At 68.1% G+C, this 25,236-nt stretch carries 23 protein-coding genes and 3 pseudogenes; 16 read left to right on the top strand and 10 right to left on the bottom strand.

The window, feature by feature from the left end:
• Positions 1-195: 195 nt before the first annotated feature.
• The 6 genes from BLQ77_RS29330 to BLQ77_RS11785 all read right to left on the bottom strand — a co-directional run bounded on the left by BLQ77_RS29330 (position 196) and on the right by BLQ77_RS11785 (position 5,689).
• Positions 196-390: a hypothetical protein gene (locus BLQ77_RS29330; RefSeq protein WP_242661697.1), complete on the bottom strand. Its 195-nt coding sequence runs from the start codon at positions 388-390 to the stop codon at positions 196-198.
• A 9-nt stretch (positions 391-399) separates the two neighbouring features.
• Entirely contained in the window at positions 400-561 is a 162-nt protein-coding gene (locus tag BLQ77_RS28735) for a hypothetical protein (RefSeq protein ID WP_008888049.1), read from the bottom strand.
• A gap of 10 nt (positions 562-571) precedes the next feature.
• Positions 572-1,387, bottom strand: a complete 816-nt coding sequence (locus tag BLQ77_RS11770) for a universal stress protein (RefSeq protein ID WP_008888275.1) — start codon at positions 1,385-1,387, stop codon at positions 572-574.
• A gap of 1 nt (position 1,388) precedes the next feature.
• Positions 1,389-2,477, bottom strand: coding sequence for a 4-oxalomesaconate tautomerase (locus tag BLQ77_RS11775; RefSeq protein WP_089959247.1), 1,089 nt, complete (start codon positions 2,475-2,477; stop codon positions 1,389-1,391).
• An 18-nt stretch (positions 2,478-2,495) separates the two neighbouring features.
• Positions 2,496-4,526, bottom strand: a complete 2,031-nt coding sequence (locus BLQ77_RS11780; protein WP_089959249.1) for a tripartite tricarboxylate transporter permease — start codon at positions 4,524-4,526, stop codon at positions 2,496-2,498.
• 86 nt (positions 4,527-4,612) lie between these two features.
• Positions 4,613-5,689 carry a type 2 periplasmic-binding domain-containing protein gene (locus tag BLQ77_RS11785; RefSeq protein ID WP_089959252.1) on the bottom strand — a complete coding sequence of 359 codons (1,077 nt, stop codon included), beginning with the start codon at positions 5,687-5,689 and terminating at the stop codon, positions 4,613-4,615.
• Between the two features lie 147 nt (positions 5,690-5,836).
• Here BLQ77_RS11785 and BLQ77_RS11790 point away from each other — a divergent pair, with 147 nt between their 5' ends.
• The 16 genes and pseudogenes from BLQ77_RS11790 (at position 5,837) to BLQ77_RS11870 (ending at position 19,409) form a co-directional block, all read left to right on the top strand.
• Positions 5,837-6,508, top strand: a complete 672-nt coding sequence (locus BLQ77_RS11790; protein WP_008888089.1) for a response regulator transcription factor — start codon at positions 5,837-5,839, stop codon at positions 6,506-6,508.
• Entirely contained in the window at positions 6,498-7,880 is a 1,383-nt protein-coding gene (locus BLQ77_RS11795; protein ID WP_089959254.1) for a sensor histidine kinase, read from the top strand. The genes BLQ77_RS11790 and BLQ77_RS11795 overlap by 11 nt, the downstream gene beginning before the upstream one ends.
• Before the next feature lie 899 nt (positions 7,881-8,779).
• Positions 8,780-9,352, top strand: a pseudogene (locus tag BLQ77_RS11805) (transposase); the annotation flags it as partial.
• A gap of 133 nt (positions 9,353-9,485) precedes the next feature.
• A pseudogene (locus tag BLQ77_RS11810) lies at positions 9,486-9,638 on the top strand (transposase); the annotation flags it as partial.
• A 26-nt stretch (positions 9,639-9,664) separates the two neighbouring features.
• Entirely contained in the window at positions 9,665-10,090 is a 426-nt protein-coding gene (locus BLQ77_RS11815; protein ID WP_242661698.1) for a polyketide synthase, read from the top strand.
• A 174-nt stretch (positions 10,091-10,264) separates the two neighbouring features.
• On the top strand, positions 10,265-10,723 hold the full coding sequence (locus tag BLQ77_RS11820) for a copper chaperone PCu(A)C (protein ID WP_089959262.1): 459 nt from the start codon (positions 10,265-10,267) through the stop codon (positions 10,721-10,723).
• Between the two features lie 36 nt (positions 10,724-10,759).
• Positions 10,760-11,101, top strand: a complete 342-nt coding sequence (locus tag BLQ77_RS11825) for a hypothetical protein (protein WP_242661699.1) — start codon at positions 10,760-10,762, stop codon at positions 11,099-11,101.
• Between the two features lie 45 nt (positions 11,102-11,146).
• Entirely contained in the window at positions 11,147-12,538 is a 1,392-nt protein-coding gene (locus BLQ77_RS11830; protein ID WP_089959267.1) for a PepSY-associated TM helix domain-containing protein, read from the top strand.
• A gap of 10 nt (positions 12,539-12,548) precedes the next feature.
• Complete coding sequence (locus BLQ77_RS11835) at positions 12,549-13,265, top strand: Crp/Fnr family transcriptional regulator (RefSeq protein ID WP_089959269.1); 717 nt, start codon at positions 12,549-12,551, stop codon at positions 13,263-13,265.
• Positions 13,266-13,279: 14 nt separating this feature from the next.
• A complete protein-coding gene (locus tag BLQ77_RS11840; protein WP_089959272.1) occupies positions 13,280-14,365 on the top strand; it encodes an ABC transporter substrate-binding protein in 1,086 nt (361 codons plus the stop codon).
• Positions 14,362-15,405: a FecCD family ABC transporter permease gene (locus tag BLQ77_RS11845; RefSeq protein ID WP_089959276.1), complete on the top strand. Its 1,044-nt coding sequence runs from the start codon at positions 14,362-14,364 to the stop codon at positions 15,403-15,405. The genes BLQ77_RS11840 and BLQ77_RS11845 overlap by 4 nt, the downstream gene beginning before the upstream one ends.
• The gene (locus BLQ77_RS11850) at positions 15,402-16,214 is read left to right on the top strand and encodes an ABC transporter ATP-binding protein (protein ID WP_089959279.1); all 813 of its coding nucleotides are present in this window, start codon (positions 15,402-15,404) and stop codon (positions 16,212-16,214) included. The genes BLQ77_RS11845 and BLQ77_RS11850 overlap by 4 nt, the downstream gene beginning before the upstream one ends.
• A 133-nt stretch (positions 16,215-16,347) precedes the next feature.
• Positions 16,348-16,551 (top strand): annotated as a pseudogene (locus BLQ77_RS11855) (transposase); the annotation flags it as partial.
• Between the two features lie 270 nt (positions 16,552-16,821).
• Positions 16,822-17,511: an acrylate utilization transcriptional regulator AcuR gene (gene acuR / locus BLQ77_RS11860; RefSeq protein WP_089959283.1), complete on the top strand. Its 690-nt coding sequence runs from the start codon at positions 16,822-16,824 to the stop codon at positions 17,509-17,511.
• Positions 17,508-18,488 carry an acrylyl-CoA reductase (NADPH) gene (gene acuI / locus BLQ77_RS11865; protein ID WP_008888061.1) on the top strand — a complete coding sequence of 327 codons (981 nt, stop codon included), beginning with the start codon at positions 17,508-17,510 and terminating at the stop codon, positions 18,486-18,488. The genes acuR and acuI overlap by 4 nt, the downstream gene beginning before the upstream one ends.
• 180 nt (positions 18,489-18,668) lie before the next feature.
• On the top strand, positions 18,669-19,409 hold the full coding sequence (locus tag BLQ77_RS11870) for a TRAP transporter large permease subunit (protein ID WP_089959287.1): 741 nt from the start codon (positions 18,669-18,671) through the stop codon (positions 19,407-19,409).
• A 130-nt stretch (positions 19,410-19,539) separates the two neighbouring features.
• Here the strand turns inward: BLQ77_RS11870 and BLQ77_RS11875 are convergent, their stop codons facing one another.
• The 4 genes from BLQ77_RS11875 to BLQ77_RS11890 form a co-directional block, all read right to left on the bottom strand.
• Complete coding sequence (locus BLQ77_RS11875; protein ID WP_089959291.1) at positions 19,540-21,645, bottom strand: LssY C-terminal domain-containing protein; 2,106 nt, start codon at positions 21,643-21,645, stop codon at positions 19,540-19,542.
• 221 nt (positions 21,646-21,866) lie between these two features.
• A complete protein-coding gene (locus BLQ77_RS11880) occupies positions 21,867-23,189 on the bottom strand; it encodes an NAD(P)/FAD-dependent oxidoreductase (protein WP_089959294.1) in 1,323 nt (440 codons plus the stop codon).
• Positions 23,186-24,214: an ABC transporter ATP-binding protein gene (locus tag BLQ77_RS11885; protein WP_089959298.1), complete on the bottom strand. Its 1,029-nt coding sequence runs from the start codon at positions 24,212-24,214 to the stop codon at positions 23,186-23,188. Before BLQ77_RS11885 ends, BLQ77_RS11880 begins: the two co-directional genes overlap by 4 nt.
• Positions 24,214-25,233, bottom strand: coding sequence for an ABC transporter ATP-binding protein (locus BLQ77_RS11890; RefSeq protein WP_008888257.1), 1,020 nt, complete (start codon positions 25,231-25,233; stop codon positions 24,214-24,216). The genes BLQ77_RS11885 and BLQ77_RS11890 overlap by 1 nt, the downstream gene beginning before the upstream one ends.
• Positions 25,234-25,236 lie beyond the last annotated feature (3 nt).

The following is a 25,236-nucleotide window of genomic DNA, read 5'->3' on the forward strand; positions in this document are numbered from 1 at the left end:
CGTGGCGCTGGCCATCTGCTGCGCTCGCTGGCGCATGGCGGCAAGGATCAGGGCAAAGGTCTGCTCTGCCGTGGCATTAGTCGCGCCGTGCGCGCCGGTGTTGGACCACAGCAGCACGCCCCCGTCGGTGCAGGCCGCGACATCCACATGCGGCCAGACGCTGCGCTGCGGGATCAGCCGCAGATCCGGCAGCCGCTATAGCAGGCCGGGCGTGAGGCGCGTGCGCTCGCGGAAGAGCACGACGCAATCGGCCCCGGCAAGACGCGCCGCAAGCGTCGCCTCGCCGGGGGCGGCATCGGTCCGGACCGTCTCCTGATGGCCGTCGAGCAGGCGGAAGCAGGGCACCCCGCGCAGCGTGTCGAACCAGTCGTCAGGGATAGGCACCGTCATGCAGCGGGCTCAGCCGTGCGGGGACAGCGCCTTGATCGCCCGGCTCACGCGGTCGTGCAGGATCGCACGGTCGGCCTCGGTGATCTGCTCGGAGGGGTTGGGCTGCGTAAGCTCCCTGCGGATCTCTTCCAGGTCGCGGCGCATCTGGGCCAGTTTCTCGAAAGCGTTCATGACGGGTTCCTCAATGGGACAGCAGGACGGGGATGTCGATCTGGGACAGCACCTCGGAGGTAACACCGCCCAGCAGATCCTCGCGGAACTTGGAATGTTCGAACGCCCCCAGAACCAGCAGCGACGGGCGGTGCTTCTTGCACCAGCTCAGCAAGGTGGGGGCCACGGGATGCGAGGTGGGCCATTCCTCGTGAACGGCGTCGACCCCGTGCCGGGAAAGGTGGGTCATCAGGTCCTCGATCGGCCAACTCGCTCGCGGCCCCACGGTCAGCACGCTGACCCGTCCTGCGTCCTCGAGCAGGCGCAGGCTGTCGGACAGGGCGCGCGCGGCGGCGCGCCCGCCGTCCCAGGCAAGGGCCGCGTGGGTCAGGCGGCCATCGCCCTCGTAGCCAGCCGGGACCACGATCACCGGGCGCCCCGACATCAGCGCGATGCGGTCGGGGTGCAGGGTCACGTGTTCGTCGTCGGTCTCCGCGTGGTTGCCGACAATGAGCATGTCGTAATGCCGGGCCGCCTCGGACAGAACGGTATCGACGCGCCCTTTCACCTCCCTCAGCTGAAGCGTGTTGGTCAGCCCCAGGGCAGTGCGTTCGGTTTCGAACGTGGCCTCGATCTCGCGCAGGACGTTGGCGCCGACCTCGTCGAGCAGCGCGCGCGCTTCCTTGGGAATCCAGCGCGAGCGCTTGTCGATGACATCGTGGGCGGTGTGCGCCAGCATCGCGGTGACATGCGCGCCGAGCCGGTCGGCCAGCACGGCGGCATAGCGCAGCGCGGCAACCGAGCCTTCGGAGCCGTTAAAGGCGACGAGCAGGTTCATCATCGGCATGTTACTGGCCTTTCCAGACAGAGGCGGGCACGTAGACATGCCCGTCCGCCAGCTTGCGCGCGGTGCGCAGCAGCCCGGCGGAATTGAGAGTGAAGTGGTTGTTCATCTCGAAATCCACCAGTACCTCGATGGTGCCGGAGGCGTGTTCCAAGACCACATTCGCCGGGCTTTCGGTGGGCCGCTCCAGCAGCCCGTCCGCGACCGTGCCCGGCGTCAGCGCGCAGGAGGCGAGGCATTGCGATCCCGTGACCGCCATCGACGGATGCGTGGTCCAGGGCATGAAATAGCGCGTGCAGATCGTGCCGCCGTCCCGCGCCGGGGCCAGCAGGCCGAACTTCGGCGTGACCGATTTCGACACGTCGCCCATGCCCATGGCGGCGCCCGCCTGAAGGCGCACCGCCTCCATGCGGGCGAAGAAATCGCGGTTCTCGTCCAGTTCCTGCACGGTCTCGTAGCCCGAGAGGCCGAAATCGGCGGCGCGGGCGATGACCATGGGCATCGCCACGTCCATGCAGGTGACGTCGATGCCGTCGAAGCGGTCGCGCAGGTTGCCGGTGGGCAGGAACGCCCCGGTCGAGGACCCGACCACGCCCATGAAGCTGAGCGCGATGGGGGCGGCGGTGCCCGGCACGCCGGCGATGGACGTGTCGCCGTCATAGCGCAGCGCGCCACCCGGGGTCTGCACCCGCGCCAGCACCCGCGCCCCGGTGTTCACGGCCCGGATGCGGATCTCGGTCTCGTCGCCGCTGGGGGTGACGAGACCCATCTCGATCGCCGCCGGGCCGACGCCCGACAGGATGTTGCCGCAGGTCGGCTTGAAGTCGACCAGCCGATCCTCGACCGAAACCTGGGCGAAGAAATAGTCGATGTCCGCCCAGTCGTCGTCGGAGCGCGACAGCATCGCGACCTTGGTGGTCACGGCGACACCGCCGCCGATGCCGTCGATGTTGATCGCGTGGCCCGCGCCAAGCGCCGCCATCAGCACCTCGGCCAGAGACTCGCGGTCCTCGGGCAGGTCGGCTCGATTGAAGTACGGCCCGCGAGAGGTGCCGCCGCGCATGAAGACAAAGGGAATGCCGGTCTGTGTCATGTCAGTGTCTCCGGACGGTCAGTGCAGCGGCCAGGGCAGATCGACCGCGTGCTGCAGAAGACCCGGCGGGAAGTCGCGGTTGAGGGCACCCGCCATCACGCACATCAGCGCGAGGCCGCAGGCCGTGAGGATCAGCGTCTTGGGCCAGGGGGCCTGGGCGCGCACCCTCAGGAAGATGACGAGGAAGCCCGCCAGCGCGAGGATGAAGCCGACGAAATACGTCGCCGCGATCAGACCCGCGAACCAGGCCAGCGTACCCCACAGCCCGTAGGGCGCATCGGCATCCTCGCCCGAGGATTCCTTGTCGGCGAAGATCGTGTCGCCCTCGGGGCGCAAGATCATCTGCACCAGCAGGATCAGCAGGGCGGCCAGCGTAATGCCTCCGATCACCAGCGGCACGATCTTGTCCGTCATGTTGTAATCGGGGATCGCGTTGGCGTTGATCAGAGCGGCCAGGACATAGGCCATGATGACCATCAGGAAGACAATCGGTGCGCGCTTGGAGCCCGACTGCACGTCGCCCTCGGCCATGATGGTCTTGGCCTGCCGAAGACCCAGCACCACCGAGACGACCGTGATGATCAGCAGGGCGATGACGATCGGCGAGAAGATGTAGTCCATCCCGTCCTCGAACGACTTCCGGAAGCGGAACGACGCGATCTGGAAGGCCTGGTTCGAGAATTTCTCGACCGGGTTGGACAGCACGAAGCCGATCAGGAAGGCCGGACGCGACCAGTCGAAGCGGCGCAGGAAGATGCCGATCAGGCCGATGGCGAAGAGGGCGAGGATGTCCTCGAAGTTCTGCCCCGACTGGAAGGCCGCGAAGGCGATCAGCATGAACAGGAACGGCGCGAGGTAGGTGAAGCGGATGGTGGTCAGCTTGGCGATGCCGCCCGAGACGCCGATGCACAGAAGCGTGCCGACGACATTGGCCAGCGCCAGCAGCCAGACGATGGAATAGGTGATGTCGAGGTTGTCACGCAGCATGGCGGGGCCGACCTCGATGTCGCCCGATCCCAGCAGGGCGATGGCACCGATGAAGATCGCCATCGAGCCCGAACCGGGAATGCCGAACAGCAGCGTCGGAACCAGCCCGCCGCCCTCCTTGGCGTTGTTCGAGCTTTCCGGCCCGATCACGCCGCGGATCTCGCCCTTGCCGAATTGCGACTTGTCCTTCGTGGTCTGGACAGCGTGGCCGTAGGCGATCCAGTCCACGACCGAGCCGCCGAGGCCGGGGATCACCCCCACCACGACGCCGATCAGCGAGCAGCGCACCGACAGCCACTTGTTGGCGAACCAATCGCGTACGCCGTCCATCCAGCCGGCCCCGAGGGCGGCATCCTTGGCGATGGAACGGTCCTGCCTCAGCAGGGACACGATCTCGGGCACGGCAAAGATACCCAGGCCCACGATCACCAGCTGCAGCCCGTCCGTCAGGTAGGGGAAGTCATAGCTGGCCATGCGCAACGAGCCGCCCGCATCGGCCACGCCGATGGTGCCGATCAGCATCCCGAGACCCGCCGCCGCGAGACCCTTCAGCGCAACGCGCCCTGCAAGCACGGCCACCATGGACAGGCCGAGGATCGAGATCATCAGCATTTCCGGCAGGCCGAAGGCCAGAACCAGAGGGCGCGCGACCACGATGAACAATGTCAGGAACACCGCGCCGACGAGACCGCCGAAAAGCGAGGCGGTGAAGGCCGCCGACAGCGCCCGCGCCGCCTGACCCTTGCGCGCCAGCGGAAAGCCGTCGAGCACGGTGGCCTGGGATGCGGACGAGCCCGGAATGCCCATGAGCACGGAAGAGAACGTGTCCGAGGTCGGCACCACGGCCACCATGCCGATCATCAGCGCAAGACCCAGTACGGGTTCCATGCCGAACATGAAGGGCAGCAGCAGCGACAGCCCGGCGATGCCGCCGAGGCCGGGGAAAACGCCGACCGCAAGCCCCATGACCACGCCCAGGACCAGATAGCCCAGGACCAAAGGTTGCAGGATAAGCGCCCATGCGTCGGCAAGCGCCGGCAGGGCGGTCGCGAAGAGATCCATCGCACCGTTCTTTCGGTTGAATGTTCAGAAAAGAAGAAAGGTTGCGGGCCCCCGGGGGAGGAGAAGAGGGCCCGCTGGCGCGTCGATTACTTGATCGTCACGCCGTAGGAGTCCTTGAGCCAGTCGATGACATAGGCCTTGGCCTCGGGGGTCACCGTGGTCGCCTCCTTGGTGGCCTTCGCCGCGCCCTCGCCGACGAACATCGGGTATTCACCGACTTCGTTCGACGAGATCTCGGCAAAGTCGGGGCGTGCGCGCACGGCTTCGAAGGCCGCGACATAGGTGTCGATCACGTCCTGCGGGCTGCCCTTGGGCAGGAAGGCGATCTTCTGCGACGGGTAGCCCGAGATGAAGAAGGCCTTCCACGCTTCCCAGGCCACGCCTTCGGTCTCGCAGCCATCGGTGGCGGCGCAGACCTCCTTGAAGGACGGCATGTCCGGGAAGGTAGGATCGCGCACGATGTTGCCATCCTCGTCCAGCGCGCCCCAGCTCATCATCGGCACGGCGGTTCCGGCCGCGACCAGATCGGCGGCGCCGGACAGGTAGCCGGACGAGGTCTGGTAGTCGATGGTCGCCTCGCCGCGCTCGAACATCAGGCGGCCGTCACCGCGGCCCTTGATGCCGAACACCGGCTCCACGTTCATGCCCAGCAGTTTCCATGCCAGCAGCGGCACCAGGTCGAGCCCGGTGGCCCCCTGCGAGCCGAAGATCAGGTCGACATCCTGAAGCCCGTTCGCCGAACCGTCGAACTTTGCCCCGTCTTCCGGGTTCAGGTAGGCGACGCCGCCGGTGCCGGTCGCCATGACCGGGATCCAGTCGTTGTAGTCGTAGCGCACGCGCGGATCGTCGAGCAGATAGGGGAACTGGGTCGAGCCGGACGAGCCGAACAGCATCGTGCCGTCCTTGTGCTCCTGCTCCTGGAACCAGTTGGCCCCTTTGGTCGATCCCGCACCGGGCATGAATTTCACCACGACGGTCGGGTTGCCGGGCAGCTCCTGGGACAGAAGCGGAGCGAAGAAGTTCGCCCACTTGGCCGATCCGCCGGTTTCCGAGAACGGGATCACCCATTCGATCGTCTTTCCGGAAAAGTCGACTTCGGCCAGCGCCGGGCCGCTCAGAAGGGCGAGGGCTGCAGCCGAGGCGGCAAGGGTCTTGATGGTCATTGGTATCCTCCCGTAGACCTTTTTACGCCGGACAGGCGCCCGACGCTGAAAGCGTTACTTGTGCAAGGGAATGATTCCCTCCTCCAACGGCAGCAACATGCTGTACAAACCTTGCGTGAAACTTGCGCATCCCGATAAAGGCATCTCATGCGAATTGCCGTCATCGAAGACAACGAGGCCCTGGCGCACGGGATCGCGTTCCGTTTGCGGGATCGTGGCCACTCCGTCGATCTGCTGAATGACGGCGCCGAGGCGGATGCCTTCCTTGCGCAGGAGGGGGCAGATCTGGTGGTACTTGATCTGAACCTGCCGCACATGGACGGCCTTGCCGTTCTGCGCGCCATGCGTCGCCGCGGCGACGGCACCCCGGTGATCCTTTTGACCGCGCGGTCCGAGACGGCGGAACGTGTGGCGGGGCTGGATGCGGGGGCGGACGATTACCTGACCAAGCCGTTCGAGATGGACGAGCTCGAGGCCCGCCTGCGCGCCATGGCCCGGCGCAAGGACCTGGAATTTGCGGCGCGCGAGAGGCTGGGGGCGCTGATCTTCGACCGCAACGCCCGGCAGCTCTTCCAGGACGGGACGCCGCTCGACATCCCCCGAAAGGAGATCGCGACGCTGGAATGCCTGCTGGAACGCAGCGGACGCATCGTGTCCAAGGCGCAGCTGATCAGCCATGTCTACGGCACGGGGTCGGACACCGACGAAACCGCGATCGAGCCGCATGTCTCGCGGCTGCGCAAGCGGCTCGAACCGTTCGGCATCCGGATCAAGACGGCGCGCGGGCTGGGTTACATGCTGGACGTCAATGTCGGCTAGTCGGCGCAGGACGACGCCGCGAAGGGCGATCTCGCTGCGGCTCAGGCTGTTCCTGGTGATCCTGCCGCCGTTGTTCGCCGTATCCATCCTGCTGGGGATCTGGCGGTTCCATGCCGCGCAGGAAACCTCTGAAGAACTGTTCGACCGCAGCCTCCTGGCCGCGGCGCTGGCCATTTCGCGGGACGTGGCGATTTCGGACGGCGATGCCCTGTCGCCCAGCACCCGCAGCTTCATCTCGGATGCCGGGGGCGGGGAAATCTTTTATCACGTCACCGGGCCGGGGGGGTATTACGTCACGGGCTATGCCTATCCTCCGCGCGCCGGCGCCGCCCTGCAAAGCGATCTTCCCAGCTACTATATGGCCGATTACCGGGGCGAAAAGATGCGCGTGCTGCGGATGACCGAGACCCGCACCATCGCCAACCTCTCGGGCGAAACCGTGGTGACCGTCTGGCAGCGCGTGAGCGACCGCCAGGGGTTCGCGCAGGAGCTGGCTCTGCGGGCCATCGGCCTGATGGCCGGGCTGATGGCGGCGCTGGCGCTGTTGATCTGGTTCGGGGTTCAGGTCGGGCTGCGGCCTCTCAACGACCTGCAGGAGGCGATCCGCAGACGCTCGCCGGACGATCTGGGCCGGATCCGGCGCCCGGTGCCCAAGGAGGTCGCAGGGGTGGTCGCCACGCTCAACCGCCTGTTCGGGCAGGTGCAGGACAGCATCGAGGCGCACCAGGTCTTCATCTCGGATGCCGCGCACCAGCTGCGCAATCCCGCGGCCGCCCTGATGGCGCTGGCAGAGACCCTTCCGGATGTCACCGACGAGACCGAGCGCGCCGCCCGGCAGGCAGAGCTGATCGCGGCGGCGCGTTCCTCGGCCCGTCTGACCAACCAGCTGCTCCAGCTCGAACGCCTGCGCTACGGCGACACCGACACATGGCAGCGGTTCGACCTGAACGATGTCATCGAAGAGGCGTGTCAGGCGCTGGCGCCCGCCGCCCTGATGCGCGACCTCGACTTTTCGCTGGAGCGCTCCGCCGAGCCTCTTCCGGTCGAGGCAGACCCGGTCCTGATCGGCGAGGCGATGACCAATCTCGTGGACAACGCGCTGCGCCATGGCGGCGACGGGATGACCCGGATCACCGTCAGGACCGCGCTGAGCGATGCGGGCGTCGCGGTCACCGTGCAGGACGACGGGATCGGCATTCCCGCAGACCAGTCAGAGGCCGCGTTCCGCCGGTTCTCGCAGCTACGCAACGGCGAGGGCACCGGCCTGGGCCTGTCCATCGTCGAACAGGTCGTGCGCAGACATCACGGCAGCGTGCAACTGCTGGAGTGCGACGCAGGCACGACCATCCGCATCGAATTGCCGCGAGCGTAACGGGCGCGGGTCCATTCTCAACGGCGCCTGATCGTGGAAACGGCGGTACAAGACTGGTCCGCAGCGGCGGCGGGATCAGCCTGCTTGCGATCGTGGTCAGGCCACAAGGTGTTCAGCGCTGCATCCCACCCCATCGCAGCGCCCGGCCGGCAGCCGCGATGGGGCTCAAGTGGCAGATCGGAGACACACCCGACTCGGACGGGGTGGATGCCCCCGCCCGACGGCATCTAGATGTGCCAAGAGGGTGATGCTGACGTCACCACAGGGAGAGGAGGCCTCCATGGATGAGACCAGAACCGTCGGCGTCGACCTGGCAAAGCAGGTCTTCCTGAGTCTTGGCGCGACGTCGGACGGGCGCGCGGGTTTCCGCAAGAAGCTGTCCGGGTCACAATCCGCGAAGGTCAGGTCAGCGCTGCCGCCCTGCATCGTGGCCGTGGAGGCCTGCGCGGCAGCGCACTATTCGGACCGGGAACTCGCCCGGCTCGGCGATGACATACGGCTCATCCCGCCCGTCTGTTTCAGACCCTTCGTGAGGCGTCGAAACTCCACCTCAGACCTGCCCCCCGATGGCCACGGGGGATCACCCCGTCAGCGGCGTCGAAATGACACCAGATCCTCGGACACGAACGATCGCTCCGGGTAAGGGCAACGCCAACGTCGAGCGCCCTGCCCTTCGCCCGGAAGAAGATTACCAGTACGTTGTCCGACACCTGAGGCGGCTCTGTCTTAACCGGATCGCGCGACTGGGAGCCGAGATCGAAAAGCTGGACAAGCGCATCATCGCCGCCACGAAGGAAAACGGGGTGGCCCGCAGGCGTCAGACCATGCCTGTGATCGGCCCGGTCTGCGCGATGGCGATTACCGGCTTCGCATCGGACATGCATGAGTTCCGACGAGAGCGCGACATGCCGGCCTTCGCGGCCGAGCGGATCATGGACGTGGAGATAGACGCCCGAGCCGGTGCCGCGAAGGGCGTTCCCTCTCCACTGCGGGAGGATCAGGGGGACGGTTACCGGGACACTCGTGCCGGGCGGATCGCGCTGGAAATCCCGAAGCTTGGAAAGGGGAGCTGACTGCCCAGCTTCCCGGCACCACGACGGACGGCTGAGAAGGCGCTGGTGGCGGTGATCCAGGAGGCCTGCGCCCACGGGGTCTTTCCGCCCTTTGTAGGCGATCTGGTGAAGGCGGTGGGGTGAGGAGGATCAGAGGATCGTCCGGTGGACGGTCCCCCCGACGAACGCGGCTTGTGGCAGAGCCAGGTCAGTCGCCTTTGTGGCGCAATCGACGAGCGGGTGAATGCACTCGTCTCCCGCCCGCCCGAAGGCGCCCGGCCCTGCCTCCGGCTCGACGCGACCTGCGTGGAACTGCGCAAGAGTGGGCGGATCATCACCCGCGCCGCGATCATGGCGGTAGCTGTGAACGGGGACGGCAAGCGCGAAGGTCTCGGCATCGCGACCGGCCCATCCGAAGCGTGCGAGGGGAAAACGGCCCCCGGACCGATTTCCTCGCGGCGTTGTTGCAGAACTCTGTCTGCGAAGGCCTCACATCGTGAATCCATGCGGTTAGACGAGGTGCATGAGCAAGCCTGCAGCCGCCCGATAGCGCATGACGAACTGGTCGAGCTACACGGCTTCGCTTCGCAATCGCGGGTCGCTACGGATCTGGCTGGACAAGGAGTTGACTTGGCTCGCGGCGCATGACGGCAACCCCGGCCGCCCCGCGTTGTTCTCGGATGCGGCGATCCGGTTTTGTCTGTCCACTGCCCGGCATCAGGTTTCTCGGCGATGGAGAGTGACAGGCGCGGCAATCAGGACGCTTGCGGATTCGCGCATCGCTGGTATGCAGGTCCGGCCATGCAGGTTTCGATGCGGTTCATCCCCTTCTGCGCGCTGATCGCGCTGCTGTTCGTCGCCCTCGCGACGTCAGGCTTCGCGCATCGTTTCGCATCTCCGGGAGAGCAGGCCGCGCTGGTCTACGCGCAGACCTTCGGGCTCGATGCGGAAGACATCTGCGGTGGAGCGGACATGGATGCGGGCAAGACCTGCGACGCCTGCCGCCTGCACGCGGCGATGAGCCTGCAGGAACCCTCCGTCACGCTGATCCTTGCCGAACTATCGCTCGATCCGGCCGAGTGGACGTCACCGCCGCCGGTGCTTCATGATGTTGCGGCGGTCCCGCTGCGTCCTTCGAGGGCACCTCCGGTCGCCTGACCCCGGCGGCAGGATGCGCTTCCGCGTCGCTGCCTGACGGTGTCCCCCAGCAAACCGGCTTTCGCGCCGGCTTCTGCAGTCGTCACCCCCCTTTTCCGCCTTGTCGCACCGCGCGTCCTGCACCGCGGGGCTCCAATCGACCGGCTCTGCCGGCCACTCCAGACGAGGACCGCCATGAAACGCGCCCTGACCCTGATCTTCCTTGCCCTGGCCACACCCCTGGCCGCTCATGACACCACTGCGGGAAGCCTGCACATCGACCATCCCTGGATACCGGTGCCGACCGCCACGGCGAAATCCGCCGCCGGTTACATGGTCATCACCAACCGAGGCCACGAGGCCGACGAACTGGTCGAAGTCCACTCCGCATTTGCCGATCAGACCATGCTGCACACCACCGAACATGCGGATGGCGTTGCGAAGATGACCCACATCATGAGCCTTCCCATCGCCCCGGGCGAAACCGTGACCCTGGAGCCCGATGGCCTGCATGTCATGTTCATGGGCCTTCAGGGCAAGACCGCCGAGGGCGACTTGATCCCGGCCACGCTGGTCTTCCGCAACGCGGGCGAGGTCGCGGTCGAGTTTGCCGTGGATGCAATGGACGATCATCCGGACCATTCCGGCCACTGATCCTTGCGGCTCCTCGGGATCATCACACGGGCGCTTTTGCTTCTGGCGCTGATCGGTACGGGCATCGTGCCGACCGGTTTCATGCGCGTGTCCGGTCCCGAGGGGATGCGCCTCGTGCTCTGCACCGGGGATGGCCCGCGGGAGATCTTCGTCGATGCCAGCGGTGCGCCAATCCCGGAGGAGGCCCCGGACGATGATCACCGGACGGCCTCCTGCATCCTGTCGGGGCTGGTGCCGCCCCTGTCTCCCGATCTCGTCGTCGCCCCGCCGGAGGAGACGGCACGCCGGCTCGTTCTCTGGCGCAGGGAACACCAGATCCTTGCCCGCGGCCCGCCCCTGCGCATCGCCGCAGCCCGCGCGCCGCCACGCCCTGTCTGACTTCGAAAGCTCTCGGCTCTTTCCGTCAGACAAGGACATCCCGTCATGACAACCTCCATCGACGCGGCAAGCACGCAGACGCGTGACCGCGCCTTTTATTTCGCCGCGTGGCGCTGGCATTTCTATGCCGGTCTCTACGTCATTCCCTTTCTTCTGATGCTGGCCGTGACTGGCTTCATCATGCTCTGGATCGCGTTTTTCCAGGGCATCGGCGACGAAAAGCGAAGCGTCGTTCCCGGCCACGCGCCGCTGCCCGTCAGCGCCCTGCAATCCGCTGCCGAGGCCGCCGTTCCGGGCAGCACCGCCAGCCAGTATGTCTCTCCCCTCAGCCCTGAACATGCCGCCGTCTTCCGGGTGAGCGCCGACGGCGTCGCCACCGGCGTCACCCTCGACCCATATACCGGAAAGGTGATGCACAGCTTCCCGTGGCGGGCGGGCTGGTACGATCTGGCCAATGACATCCACGGCACGCTGCTCATCGGCACCGCCGGAGACCTTCTGATCGAGGCCGCGGCCAGCCTCGGGCTGCTGCTGGTGATCACCGGGCTCTACCTGCACTGGCCCCGCAACGGATCGGGCCTGCGCGAGATGCTGGTGCCGGCGCTCAACAAGCGCGGGCGGGCGCTCTGGAAGTCCCTGCACGGGGTGACGGCCTTCTGGTTCTCGATCGTGCTGGTGCTCTTCCTGATCTCGGGGCTCAGCTGGGCCGGGATCTGGGGCGAGAAGATGGTACAGGCGTGGAACACCTTCCCGGCCGAGAAATGGGGCGCGCCGCTGTCGGACGAGACCCATGCCAGCATGAACCACGAAGGCTCCCACGAGGTGCCGTGGACGCTGGAACAGACGCCGCTGCCGCTCTCGGGCTCGCTTGCCGGGACGCAGGCCATCGCAGGGCCGGTGAGCATCGACAGCGTTGCCGCCTTTGCCGATGGGCTGGGCTTTGACCGGCGCTACAACCTGAACCTGCCCGACGGATCGACCGGCGTCTGGACGATCAGCCATGACAGCATGTCGAACGACGGACCGGACCCGTCGGCGGACCGGACGATCCATATCGACCGCTACACCGGCAACGTGCTCGCCGACGTGCGCTACGCCGAATATTCCACCTATGCCAAGGCGATGGCCTGGGGCATCGCGCTGCACGAAGGCGACCTCGGGCTGTGGAACTTCGCCCTGAACACCGCCTTCATCGCGGCGATGATCTTCGTCAGCGTCTCAGGGCTGGTGCTGTGGTGGAAACGTCGCCCTGCCGGGGCAGGACGGATCGCCGCGCCGCCGGTGCCTGCGGACATGCCGATGTGGAAAGGCGCGGTGCTGGTGGCGCTGGTGCTGGCGATGGCCTTCCCGATGGCAGGGGTGGCGCTGCTGTCGGTGATCGCCGTGGACCTGCTGGTGCTGTCCAACGCGCCGCGCCTCAAACGCGCATTGTCCTGAGGGGGTGCCCATGCAGATCGCACCGCATTCCCACGCGGGGGGGCATCCTCCGGCGACACGGCGCCTGCGCCCGGCGCTGTTCCAGGGGCTGACCACACCTGAGATGCGGCTTGTCCGCCGCGTCTTCACCGAAGACCTCTATGACGACGCTGAGGCGGTGCCCCGTGATCCGGCGCGGGCGCCCTTCGTGGGCCTTCTGCTGGACGGGTGCCTGCGCGAGGACGCCGTCTTGCAGGGCGGCGAACGTCTCTTTGCGCTGACCTTTCCCGGCGAGACGCTCTCGCCTCTCGGCCCGCGCCGACGCAGGGGGCGGCTCAGCGCCATCGGCGCGGTGCAGCTGCTGACCTGTGACCGGGACGGGTTCGAGCGGATCGCGCAGGAAGTGCCGCGCCTGCGGCTCAACCTGCTCGGGCTGGTGCAGGAGCATCTGACCGAAGCGCAACGCTGGCAGGTCCTGCTGGGCCGCAAAAGCGCATCCGAGCGGGTCGCCTCCATGCTGAACTGGTTTCACGCCCGGCAGGGCGCCCCCGCCGAGCTGCATCTGCCGGTGACCCGAACCGAACTGGGGCAGATGGCGGGCCTCACCATGGAAACCGTGTCGCGGCAGGTCCGCGCGCTCGAGAAAGCCGGCGTCATCGACCTGCCGCTGCCAAGCCGTGTCCGGGTGATCGACCCGGGCGCGCTGCACTCCCTGTCCGGCGATGCCCAACCTCAGCGCCTTCATTGATCAAAGGAAACACCATGAAACACCTGACCATTCCCGCCCTCGCCCTGCTGTCGCTGAGCGCGCCTGCCTGGGCCGAGATCACCATCACCGACCTGCGCGGCCGCGAGGTGACGCTCGAGGCCCCCGCGCAGGAAGTGCTGCTGGGCTTCTACTACGAGGATTTCCTTGCCGTGACGGGGACCGGCGCAGTGGACCGGATCGTCGGCCTGTCGCGCGGGCCCTGGGCCGAGTGGCGCCCGAAGCAGTGGGAGATCTACACCGCCGCCTTCCCGCAGCTGGCCGATCTGCCCGACGTCGGCGACACCGAAAGCAGCACCTTCTCCATCGAGACGGCGCTGGCGACGGACCCGGACCTCGTGATCCTCGCCGGCTGGCAATACGACTCCCTTGGCGAGTCGGCGCAGCAGTTCGACACGGCGGGCATCCCCGTTCTGGTACTCGACTACAACGCGCAGACGCTGGACGCGCATCTTGCCTCGACCCGCGCGCTGGGAAAGGCAATGGGCACCGAGGACCGGGCCGAGGCGCTCGCAACCCTCTATGAGGACATGACCGCCGACACCGCCGCCCGCGTCGAGACCGCGACAAGCGCCCCGAAGGTCTATGTCGAGCTGGCGCAGAAGGGCCCGGACGAGGTCGGCAACACCTACGCGGGCGGCATGTGGGGCGGCGTGATCGACCGGCTTGGCGGGACCAACATCGCCAATGGCCAGATCGAGAACTGGGGGCCGCTGTCGCCCGAATACGTGCTGGCCGAGGCGCCCGAGGTGATCTTCCTGTCGGGCTCCGAGTGGCTGAACCGGCCTGCCGCCGTGCCGCTGGGCTTTGCCGCCGACCCGGCGCTCGCGCAGGAGCGCATGGCCGCCTATCTCGCGCGTCCGGGCTGGTCCGATCTGCCCGCCGTGCAGGACGGCGAGGTCTACGGCATCTACCATGGCGGATCGCGCACCCTGTCGGACTTCGCCTACTTCCGCTTCATCGGCAAAGCGCTGCACCCCGAGGCGTTCGCTGACGTGGACCCGCAGGCAGAGCTGGCACAGTTCTACGCCGACTGGCTGCCGATCACGCTGGACGGCACCTTCATGATGCACGCGGAATGAGCCTTGTCGCGACGGAACGGAGCGGTTTCGGCCGCTCCGGCCTGACCCGGGCGGCGGCGGTGATGGCCGCCTTCGCCGTTCTGAGCGCGCTGATGGTGGCGGATCTCGTAACCGGTCCGGCGGGGCTGTCCCTGGACGAGGTGCTGCGCGGCTTGCAGGACGGTCCCGCCGGAAGTGACCGCCGTCTCGCCACGATCCTGTGGCACCTGCGCATGCCGCAGACTCTGATGGCGGCGCTGGTGGGCTCTGCGCTGGGGATCGCGGGGCTGCTGATGCAGACCATCCTCGCGAACCCTCTGGCCAGCCCCTACACGCTGGGGTTTTCCGCCGCGGCGGGCTTCGGCGCGGCGCTGGTGATCCTGTTCGGCACCGCGCTGCCGGTCGCCACCTGGATCGGCATTCCCGTCGCCGCCTTTGCCGCGACGCTCATCGCTGCCGGGTTGGTACAGCTGGTGGCGCGCTACCGGGGCGCCTCGCCCGAGATGCTGGTGCTGGCGGGCATCGCCGTGCTGTTCTTCTTCCAGTCGCTGCAATCGCTGCTGCAATTCATGGCCGCGCCCGAGGTGTTGCAACAGATCGTCTTCTGGCTCTTCGGCAGCCTGCTGAAGGCGACATGGACCAGCGTCAAGGTGCTCACGGCGATCCTGCTGCTGACGCTGCCCTTCGTGCTGCGCGAGGTCTGGAGCCTGACCGCGCTGCGCCTCGGGGATGGCAACGCGGCGAGCCTCGGGCTCGATGTCGCTGCGCTGCGCCGCCGGGTGCTGGTAATGGTGGCGCTGCTGACCGCAGGCGCGGTGAGCTTCACCGGCACCATCGGCTTTGTCGGGCTGATCGCGCCGCATGTGGGCCGGGCGCTGGTCGGCGAGGATCACCGTTTCGGCCTGCCGATGGCGGGGATCATGGGGTCCATCGTCCTCGTCGCGGCCTCGGTGACCGGCAAGATCCTGTCGCCCGGCGCGGTCATTCCCGTCGGCATCATCACCGCCGTCGCGGGCATACCCATGCTGCTGGGCGTCATCCTGATGAAAGGCCGGACATGATCCTCAGGGAGTTTCGCGTCTGGGCGGGCCGTCGCTGTCTGCTGGACATCCCCGGGCTCGAGTTGCCGTCACGCGGGCTCGTCGCTGTGATCGGACCGAACGGCGCCGGCAAGTCGACGCTGTTGAAGGCGCTGGCGGGGGTGATCCCGCATGACGGCGACAAGTTGCTGGACGAAGGCTGGCCGGTCCCTTCGAGGATCGGCTACCTGCCGCAGGATTTCACCGTCAGCGCCGCCATGACGGTTGCGGAATGCGTGCTTCTCGGTCGCCGCGAGAGGCTCGGCTGGTGGATCACCGCCCACGACAGGGCCGAGGTTGCCCGTGTCCTCGCCCGTATGGACTTGTCGGAGCTTGCGGGCGCGCGCATGGACCGCCTGTCCGGCGGTCAGCAACAGCGCGTCCTGCTGGCACAGCGGCTGCTGCGCGACCCACGCCTGCTGATCCTCGACGAGCCGACGAGTGCGCTCGACCTGCACCACCAACTCAAGGTGCTCTCGCATCTGCGGCAGCTTTCGAAGGAACGGCTGGTCATCGCCGCACTGCACGACCTGACGCTCGCGGGGCGCTTCGCCGAACGGATCGTGCTGATCGAGGGTGGCACCCTCGGCGTTGCGGGCGCGCCGGGAGACGTGCTGCAGTCGGTCCACCTCGACCACGTCTATTCGATCGACAGCCAGATCATGGCAGACCGCTGCGGCGCGCCCGTCGTGATCGCGCACCATGCGGAAGAGCACCAGCCAGTTCTGAGCGATCGGGGCGCAAAGCGGGGGACCGAACCGGTCAGAGAAGGCAGCCCGGACAGAACCTGAAGCCCGGAAGTCAGCCCTTGCCGCGGCTCAATTGGGCCTGGCTCCGGTCCTCCGCTGCGTCCGGTACGAAGGTCTGCCATGAGCCGGGAGTGCCTCTGCGCCCGGGACGAAAACGCGTATGGCGCTAATGCATCGCGGCATCTTCGTCGCGACGCATCTGCGCTGTCGCGTTCACTGGATGAGAAACGCGGTTGCCCATGCTCCGGCCAAGCGGCGCCGGGCCGTGGCCGCAATGCTGAAGACGATCTACGCGCAGGAAAACAAGGCGGATACCCAAGTCCGGTGGGAGGTTGTGGCCGACGCGCTGCGCGGGAAGCAGGCGAGGCTCGGCGCCCTGGACCTCTCCGAAGGTCGGCGCTCTTGCACCATCTCTCGGGGCACCTCCCCATGAGCGCAAGCGAACTCTCCATCGAGACCGACAGCCCTTGCAGGCAGAGAATCACTTAACTCGGTTGGGTTGTCGCTGGTGGTCCCGGGGAAAGGTGGCAGGCCGTCCTTTCAAAAGAGTTTTGGGCTCGGAAGTCAGCCTTATCGGGCAAATATTGAAGACTTGTCACGCTCGAAAGCGGGTGATTGATTTAATGGACGGATTGGTCTAATAAAGGGCATGACCACGACCGGCTCGCCCCTCACTTCCACCGACAAGCCCCGGCGCGGACGTCCGCGCGGTGCGCCGGAGGCGTCGGAGGCGCGGCAAAAGCTGATCCGCGCCGGGCTCGAGCACCTGACCGAAAAGGGCTACTCTGCGGTCGGCGTGGACGAGCTCCTCAAGGCCGCGGGCGTGCCGAAGGGCAGCTTCTATCACCACTTCAAGAGCAAGGCCGACTTTGGCCTCACGCTTGTCACTGCCTATAACGACTACTTCGTGGAGCTGCTCGACCGCGCCTTCCTCGATGAGGCGCGCGCGCCGCTCGACAGGCTCCGGGTCTTCACCGACGCGGCCGCGGAGGGAATGGCCCGACACGGCTTCCGCCGCGGCTGTCTCGTCGGCAATCTCGGGCAAGAGATGGGCGCGCTGCCGGATGACTTCCGCGCCGCCCTGACCGGCGTGCTCGAGGGCTGGCAGACCCGCACCACGCGCCTGCTGCGCGAGGCGCAGGCGCAGGGGCAAATCGGGCCGGACCTCGACCCGGAAGCCCTCGCAGAGACCTTCTGGATCGGCTGGGAGGGCGCGGTCCTGCGCGCCAAGCTCGAGCTGCGCCCCGAGCCGCTGCACCGCTTCGCCGCCACCTTCTTCTGTCTCATCGAAAACCGATCCCCCACGATCACCCAGAAAGCTGAAAGGACCCAACCATGAAGGCCATCCTGATCGAAAAGCCTGACGACACGCAGACCGTCTCGGTAAGCGAGGTCTCTGAGACGCAGCTGCCCGAGGGCGATGTGCTGGTCGACGTCGCCTACTCGACGCTGAACTACAAGGACGCGCTGGCGATCACCGGCGCCGCGCCGGTGGTGCGCAGCTTCCCGATGGTACCTGGCATCGACTTTACCGGCACCGTCGCCGAGAGCAGCCATCCCGATTTCAAGCCCGGCGACCGCGTCGTGCTGAACGGCTGGGGCGTGGGCGAGGTGCATTGGGGCGGTTTGGCCGAACGTGCCCGGGTCAAGGGCGACTGGCTGGTGCCGCTGCCCGAGGCAATCGACCTGCGGCAGGCGGCGGCGATCGGCACGGCGGGCTATACCGCGATGCTCTGCGTGCTGGCTCTGGAGCGGCAGGGGGTGACCCCCGACAAGGGCGAGATCGTCGTCAGCGGCGCCGCAGGGGGCGTCGGCAGCGTCGCCACGGCGCTTCTGGCAGCGAAGGGCTACGAAGTGGCGGCGGTCACCGGCCGTGCCTCCGAAGCGGACTACCTGCGCGGCCTTGGTGCCGCCTCGGTGATCGACCGCGCCGAGCTGACCGGCAAGACCCGTGCGCTGGCCAAGGAACGCTGGGCCGGGGGGATCGACGTGGCGGGCAGCACCGTTCTCGCCAACATGCTCTCGATGATGAAATACCGCGGTGTCGTCGCAGCCTGCGGGCTGGCGGCGGGCATGGACCTGCCGGCCTCGGTCGCGCCGTTCATCCTGCGCGGCGTGACGCTGGCCGGTGTGGACAGCGTGATGTGTCCCAAGCCCGACCGGCTCGAAGCATGGTCGCGCCTGTCCTCCGACCTCGACCTCGGCAAGCTTGAGGAGATGAGCACCGAGCTGCCTTTTGACAAGGTCGTTGAGACCGCGCAGAGGTTCCTCAAGGGGGAAGTCCGTGGGCGCATCATAGTTCCCGTAACCGCCTGATCCTTGCCGGGCGCAGGCTCAGATGAGGTATCTGGCTTGCGCCCGACTTCCAACGTCAGGCCCTAGACCGGATGACCGGGGTACCAGCTGACTGGGCTGGCGGTCTAGGGCCGAGCGTCGCGCCGCCCTGCTGCGCGGGCTGCCGCAGCTGGGGGCGCCGCTGCTGGTGTTTGTGCCAAGGTGCCGGGCATCGCCACCCCCACCGACACCGCCGGCATGGTGGTGCTCTACACCGCCGTGCCCGGCGCGCTGGTCTACCGCGAGCTGACGCCCCGCGCCGTCCTCGACGCCGCCATCGGCGCTGTGCTGACACCGGGCGCGATCATGATGACCGGCGCTACCAGCCAGGCCTTCTGCTCGCTGGTGATCATGGGCGGTGCCGGGCGAATGATCCAGGAGCTGCTGCTGTCGATCAGTCAGAACCGCTACGTGCTGCCGATGGTGATCAACGTCGCGCTGCTGATCCTCGGCACCTCGATGGACCCGCTGCCGGTGATGCTGATCCTGTCGGCAATCCTCTTCCCGCTGATGTCGGGGCTGGGGGTGGACCCGGAGCAACTTGGCGACGTCACGGTGTTCATTCCCGACCAACTCTTGCAAAACTGCAGGAGACGACCCCATGCGCCTGACCCACAGTCCCGCGGTCGCCGGCAAGTTCAACACGTGGCGCATTACGTGGTGACCGCCGATTTCGGGCTCGCGCTCGACAAGGAAGGGATTTCCGAAGCCGCCTGGGATGCGCTGCCCACCGAGCAGCAGGAGCTACTGCAGACCACCTTCGACGAGATGGAAGAGACCGCCTATTCCGCGGCCGGCAACTCGGGCAAGGAAAAGGACCTCGCCGCCCGGGCCGAGGCCAACGGCCCGGACCCGGTCATCGACTCGACGCCTCGTCGCTGGCGGAACGACTGGCGCCGCTGAACGCGCGGCTTGCCAACGAGGTCTTCCGTGACGGCGCCTGGGCGACGATCCAGTCGCCGGGCGCCGTCCGAGCCGTCCCCGCACCGACCCGACCAATCGCGGGGCCCCGTCACCCGCGCCCCGCCCGGCCTCAGCGCAGCGTCAGCACCGCGGCGGCGCCGTCCGAGAACCACGGATCCCCCGCCACCGATTGCCCGAGCCTCGGCTCCGAAAGCCGGATCCGGTCGGACCTCGCCACCTGCCCCGACGCCTCGAGATCCGCGACCAGCCCGTCGCGCTCTGCATCCACGTTGGGGTCGATGTGGTGCCGGAAACCCCACGCGCTCCAGCCGTCGAGCCCGTCGTCGTAACTTGCCGCGCCGACGAAAAGCCGCAATCCGTCCGCGCTGACGAAATCCGTCCGCCAGAGCCTTATGTGATGGCGCTTGCGCAGGGTCGCGTCCGGGGTCTGCTTCTGGAAGGCGACATCGTTGGGCTGGGTCTTCCAGAAATAGGGCGTCACCGGCGCGGTCGCGTCGGGCTGGTTGCTCCACGCGGCCAGTGCCGCCCGCCCGAGGCTCATGACGCCGGGCGCCGCCGCCCGTTTCCAGCCGACCTGCGCCAGCGCGTTCTCGACCGCGGCCTCGTCGCGCGCCAGCACGAGGACGTTGACCGGCTCCAGCGGCGTCCCCGCCACGGATTCCGTGCCGCCGGGAAGCGCCCCAGAGGCAACCAGCGCCTCGACCGTCCCGAAGACCGCGTCCGCCTCGCGCGTTGCCACGACGTTGCGCGCCTTGTCATAGGTCGCGACCTGCAACGCCGCGCCAGTCACGCAGAGCGCCGCCAGCGCCACCGCCGCACCCCGCACCAGCCCGGAGCGCTCGGGCCGGGGTGGCCGGGGCCGGCTGTCGAGCCACCATTCCGACGCCGCCACCCCGGCGAGCAGCCAGATCGCCCCCACAAGCCAGCCGTTCAGCACGTCCGACAGGTAGTGCTCGAGCAGGTAGACCCGGCTCAACCCGACGAAGAAGGCCAGCGTCGCGGCGCCCACAAGCGCTGCGGGCGCGCGCAGCACCCGGAGCCGCCAGAGGATGAAGAACAGGAAGCCGTAGAAGGCGACCGAAAGCGCCGCATGGCCCGAGGGGAAGCTGCCCGAGGTCTCGGCGAAGAAGCGGAGCTCGGGGCGGGTGCGGTGGAACAGCCGCTTGAGCAGGAACACCGAGCCGAGATCGCCCGCCAGCGCGACGCCAAGACCCAGCAGCAGGTCGGGGCGCCAGCGCACGAGCAGGATGGCGACCACCGCCACGCTCAGCAGCGTGACCACGCGCCAGTCCCCGAGCGCCGTAACGTGTCCCGCGAGACGCAGGACCTCGGGCGACCAGAAGGCGTGGATCAGCGCGGCGAGACGTGTGTCCACCTGCACGATAGGATCGGCCATGAGGAAGTCGAAGACCGACCCGAACCAGACCCAGAGGATATAGGCCGCGGCGCAGGCCAGCAGCGTCGCCGTGGCGCCCGAGAACCGGGTCCGGTCGAAGCGGTGCGACAGGAAGGCGGCGCTGCGCGGGTGGCTCTCGGCCCACTGCCGCACGTCGGGGTTGTCGCGGATCCCCTGCGCAACCGAGCGCAGCACCGAGACGAGGAAGGGCATCAGCCTCAGCACCCTCAGGAGCAGCCACCAGAGCAGCAGCAGCGCCGCCAGCACCGCGGCGGCGAAGAGCCCGAGCCGCGTCGCATAGGGACCGAGGCTGGTGGCGAAATGGCCGATGAGGACGCCGAGCCCGACATGCGCCAGCGCGTAGGGCACGCCGCTGATCGCGTTCCAGAGCAGGAACCGCCGGCGCGGCATCCCCGCCGCCGCCGCCGCCAGCGGCACCAGCCCCGAGACGGGACCGAGGAAGCGGCCCAGCACCAGCGCGAAACCGCCGTAGCGTTCGAAGAGGCGGATGGCGCGGCGATAGCTTGACGTGTCCTCGAGCGAGCGGCGTTTCGAGACCCGCGCCCGCAGGAGGCGCCCCAGCCGGTAGCTGATCTCGCCGCCCAGCACCGAGCCGATGGCCACGAACCAGACGAGGTCGAGGAAGTCCAGCGCGCCCTGCTGCACGAGGATCCCGCCGGCATCGACCACCAGCGTTCCGGGCAGGACGACGCCGGTCACGAAGACCGCCTCGAGCAGCGAGGCAAAGCCAATGATCCAGTAGGACCAGAGCCCGAAGCTCTCGAGAGACGGCAGGATCTGATCGAGCGAAAACACCATGCCGTAGCAGTACGATCATCCGCAGCCGGTGTCATGCCCCTCCGCGCAGCGCGGGCCGCTTCGGGGTCATCCGGACGGCGCAGGTTGCAGCGGGGTAACATGCTGAGCAAAGGGTGGCCCAGCAGCGCGGGTGCGGACCGCGACCGGGCACTCTGCGCGACGCGCGGAGCAAAGAGGCATGGCCGCCGCGGGTTGCCCTGCGCCGCGCGGACCGCGCAACATCAGGCGTGCGGCGGCAGCTCCACCCCGTCGCGGCGGGCGGCCATGTTGTCCTGGAAGCCGTACCAGCGCAGCACCAGCCCCGGCGCCATGGACATGTAGGCGGGTGCCGAATGCAGGCGCTCGACCGGCAACGGCAGGTCCTTCTCGGGCGTGCCCTCGGCCCAGTCCGCGAGGATGCCGCCAAGCATGGTGCCCGTGGGCACCCCCCGCCCCGAGAGCCCGGTGCAGGCCAGCACCCCCGGCCCCAGACCGTAGAGCCTCGGGATCGTGTGGCGCTGCATGTCGAGCTCGCCGGTCCAGTAGTAATCCCACGTCGTGGCCTCGGGCACCTGCGGATGCAGCCAGCGCAGCCGGTCCATCAGCATCTGGCGGGTGTACTCGAGGTCCCTGCCCCGGCGGCCGACCGGGAACATCGAGGCCACGATCCGGCCCTCGCGGTTGTACTTGTAGACGAAGATGTCGCCCCGACCGTCGTGCATCGTGCCGTCGAAGGGAATGACCTGCGCGCGCACGTCCTCGGGCAGCGGGCTGGTCGCCGCGAGGATGACCTTCTTGATCCGGAAGGTCTTGTCGAGTCCCTTCCAGCCGCCGTCGGTGTAGGCCCCGGTCGCCATGATGACCTTGTCGGCGACGACCTCGCCGCCGTCGGTCTTCACGTGCCAGCGCTGGCCCATCCTCTCGACCTTCGTGACCTTGGAGCGGGTGAAGATCCGGGCGCCCTCCTGAAGGGCGGCGCGGGCGAGGCCGCGGGAATAGCTCAGCGGGTTCAGGTGGCCGCCGGAGCGCAGCAGCCAGCCGCCGAAGAACCGTTCCGACCCGGTCAGCCGCTTCGCCTCTTCCGCGTCGACAAGCCCCGAGGGACAGCCGACCGAGGCGTAGCTCTCGGCCTTCTTGCGGATCCGGGCGATGCGCGACGGGCTCAGCGCGCCCTGGAAATAGCCGTTCTGCTTCCACTCGCAGGAGATCTGAAAGTCGCGGATGTACTCCGCCGCCATGTCGGCGCCGCTGGTCTGGCGGCGGATCAGGCGGTTGGCGCGCTCGGTCCCGAGGTGAGAGCGCAGATCGTCCAGCGTCAGGTAGGAGAAGGTCGGCGTGCAATGGCCCGCGTTGCGCCCGGAGCCACCGAAGCCCGCCTCCTGCGCCTCGAGCAGCACCACCTCGTGGCCGCGACGGCGCAGCTCGATGGCCGTGGTCAGCCCGCTGTAGCCGCCGCCCACCACGCAGATGTCGGTGCGCACCGTGCCCTCGAGCGGCCCGGTGTCCGGGGCGTCCACCGCCGTGGCATGCCACAGGGTTTCGTCGAACGGAGAGAACTTGGTCATGACATGCGCTTTCTGGCTTGGTCGGGCCGCGCTTCGGCGACGCCGGGAACGAGGGAGAGGTCGTCGCGGATGCAGGCGCTGAGATGCCCCGGCCCCCGCGGCCGCAGCACCGGGCGGGCCACGGCGCATTCCGCCTGCGCATGGGCGCAGCGGGTGCGGAAGACGCAGCCCGAGGGCGGCGCCAGCGGGCTCGGCGGTTCACCCTTCATGGCGATGCGTTGGCGGCGCGCGCCCACCGCCGGCTGCGGCGCGGCCGAGAGCAGCGTCTCGGTGTAGGGGTGCCGGGGCGAGGTGAAAAGCGCGCGGGTGGGCGCGATCTCCATCACCTGCCCGAGATACATCACCGCCACCCGGTCGGCGATGTGGCCCACCACCGCCAGGTCATGGGTGACGAACAGGATCGTCAGGCCCAGCGTCTCGCGGATCGAGGAGAAGAGGTTCAGCACCTGCGCCTGCACCGACACGTCGAGCGCCGAGACCGGCTCGTCGGCCACGATGAACTCGGGCTTGACCATCAGCGCCCGGGCGATGCCGATGCGCTGCCGCTGCCCGCCGGAGAACTCGTGCGGGTAGCGCGAGATCATCGAGCGCGGCAGGCCCACCCGTTCCAGCGTCTCCGCCGCCTCGTCGCGGCGCTGGCGCGCGCTGAGCGCGGGCTGGTGGAAGCGCAGGGGCATGGTCAGGCTGTCCTCGACCGTCATGCGCGGGTTGAGCGACGAGAACGGATCCTGGAACACCATCTGCATCCGGCGCCGGTACGGGTGCAGCGCCGTGTGCGAGCGCCCCGCCAGCTCGACCCCGTTGTAGAGCACCGAGCCCGAGGTCGGCTGCTCCATCATCATCAGCGTGCGGCCGAAGGTGGACTTGCCGGACCCGGACTCACCCACGAGACCCAGCACCTCGCCGCGCTGGATGCGCAGGTTGATGCCGTCCACCGCCCGGACCGTGGCGCTCGGCCGCCCGAGAAGGCCCTGCCGGATCGGGTAATGCTGCTTGAGGTCGATGGTTTCGATGAGAGTGGACATCAGGAGACCTCCGCCGGTTCGGCGCCGAACGCCGGCTCGTCCGAGCGGGCGCAGCGCACGAGATGCGCCCCCGCGCCATGCGCCGCGAGCTCGGGCAGCGCGCCATCGCAGATGCCCGGTCGCGCGTGCGGGCAGCGCGGGTGGAAGCTGCAGCCCGCGGGCAGGTTGTCGGGGCTCGGGACGAAACCCTCGATGGTGCCGAGCGGGCCGGTCTTCAGGCCCGCGTCCTCGAAGCGAGGCACCGAGGCCAGCAGGCCCCGGGTGTAGGGCATCCGCGGGTTCGACAGCACGTCGGCAAGGCTACCCTGTTCGACGATGCGGCCCGCGTACATCACCATCACGCGCTCGGCGATCTCGGCCACGACGCCGAAATCATGGGTGATGAACAGCATCGCCATGTTGGTGGCGCGCTGGATCTGCCGCAGCAGCTCGAGGATCTGCGCCTGCACCGTGACGTCGAGCGCGGTGGTCGGCTCGTCGGCGATCAGCAGGTCGGGCTCGAGCGCCAGCGCCATGGCGATCACCACCCGCTGCCGCATCCCGCCCGACATCTCGCCGGGATAGGCGTGCATGCGCCGCGCCGGGTCGGGGATACCCACCAGCGTCAGCAGCTCGATGACCCGGGCCCGGATGTCGGCCTTGCTCATCTTGCGGTGAAAGCGGATGGCCTCGGCGATCTGGTCGCCGACCCGGTGCACCGGGTTGAGCGAGGTCAGCGGCTCCTGGAAGATCATCGCGATCCTCGGCCCCCGGACCTGCGCCATGCGGCGCTCGGAGAGCTCGAGCAGGTTCACCCCGCCCATCGAGACGCTGCCCTCGATGGTGCAGCGCGGCGCCTCGGGCAGGAGCCGCATCAGCGCGAACGAGGTCACCGACTTGCCCGAACCGGACTCGCCGACCAGCGCCAGCGTCTCGCCGCCGCGGATGTCGAAATCGACGCCATGGACCACCTGCGTCTCGCGCCCGCCGCTGCGGAAGCGGATGCGCAGGTCGCGCACGGAAAGGACCGGATCCGTCATCGC

This window comes from Salipiger thiooxidans (genome assembly GCF_900102075.1).
Lineage (GTDB): Bacteria > Pseudomonadota > Alphaproteobacteria > Rhodobacterales > Rhodobacteraceae > Salipiger > Salipiger thiooxidans.

Coding starts and splice junctions, on each gene's coding strand:
- BLQ77_RS29330 (WP_242661697.1), bottom strand. CDS start 390: ATGACGGTGCCTATCCCTGACGACTGGTTCGACACGCTGCGCGGGGTG.
- BLQ77_RS28735 (WP_008888049.1), bottom strand. CDS start 561: ATGAACGCTTTCGAGAAACTGGCCCAGATGCGCCGCGACCTGGAAGAG.
- BLQ77_RS11770 (WP_008888275.1), bottom strand. CDS start 1,387: ATGCCGATGATGAACCTGCTCGTCGCCTTTAACGGCTCCGAAGGCTCG.
- BLQ77_RS11775 (WP_089959247.1), bottom strand. CDS start 2,477: ATGACACAGACCGGCATTCCCTTTGTCTTCATGCGCGGCGGCACCTCT.
- BLQ77_RS11780 (WP_089959249.1), bottom strand. CDS start 4,526: ATGGATCTCTTCGCGACCGCCCTGCCGGCGCTTGCCGACGCATGGGCG.
- BLQ77_RS11785 (WP_089959252.1), bottom strand. CDS start 5,689: ATGACCATCAAGACCCTTGCCGCCTCGGCTGCAGCCCTCGCCCTTCTG.
- BLQ77_RS11790 (WP_008888089.1), top strand. CDS start 5,837: ATGCGAATTGCCGTCATCGAAGACAACGAGGCCCTGGCGCACGGGATC.
- BLQ77_RS11795 (WP_089959254.1), top strand. CDS start 6,498: ATGTCGGCTAGTCGGCGCAGGACGACGCCGCGAAGGGCGATCTCGCTG.
- BLQ77_RS11815 (WP_242661698.1), top strand. CDS start 9,665: ATGGAGAGTGACAGGCGCGGCAATCAGGACGCTTGCGGATTCGCGCAT.
- BLQ77_RS11820 (WP_089959262.1), top strand. CDS start 10,265: ATGAAACGCGCCCTGACCCTGATCTTCCTTGCCCTGGCCACACCCCTG.
- BLQ77_RS11830 (WP_089959267.1), top strand. CDS start 11,147: ATGACAACCTCCATCGACGCGGCAAGCACGCAGACGCGTGACCGCGCC.
- BLQ77_RS11835 (WP_089959269.1), top strand. CDS start 12,549: ATGCAGATCGCACCGCATTCCCACGCGGGGGGGCATCCTCCGGCGACA.
- BLQ77_RS11840 (WP_089959272.1), top strand. CDS start 13,280: ATGAAACACCTGACCATTCCCGCCCTCGCCCTGCTGTCGCTGAGCGCG.
- BLQ77_RS11845 (WP_089959276.1), top strand. CDS start 14,362: ATGAGCCTTGTCGCGACGGAACGGAGCGGTTTCGGCCGCTCCGGCCTG.
- BLQ77_RS11850 (WP_089959279.1), top strand. CDS start 15,402: ATGATCCTCAGGGAGTTTCGCGTCTGGGCGGGCCGTCGCTGTCTGCTG.
- acuR (WP_089959283.1), top strand. CDS start 16,822: ATGACCACGACCGGCTCGCCCCTCACTTCCACCGACAAGCCCCGGCGC.
- acuI (WP_008888061.1), top strand. CDS start 17,508: ATGAAGGCCATCCTGATCGAAAAGCCTGACGACACGCAGACCGTCTCG.
- BLQ77_RS11875 (WP_089959291.1), bottom strand. CDS start 21,645: ATGGTGTTTTCGCTCGATCAGATCCTGCCGTCTCTCGAGAGCTTCGGG.
- BLQ77_RS11880 (WP_089959294.1), bottom strand. CDS start 23,189: ATGACCAAGTTCTCTCCGTTCGACGAAACCCTGTGGCATGCCACGGCG.
- BLQ77_RS11885 (WP_089959298.1), bottom strand. CDS start 24,214: ATGTCCACTCTCATCGAAACCATCGACCTCAAGCAGCATTACCCGATC.
- BLQ77_RS11890 (WP_008888257.1), bottom strand. CDS start 25,233: ATGACGGATCCGGTCCTTTCCGTGCGCGACCTGCGCATCCGCTTCCGC.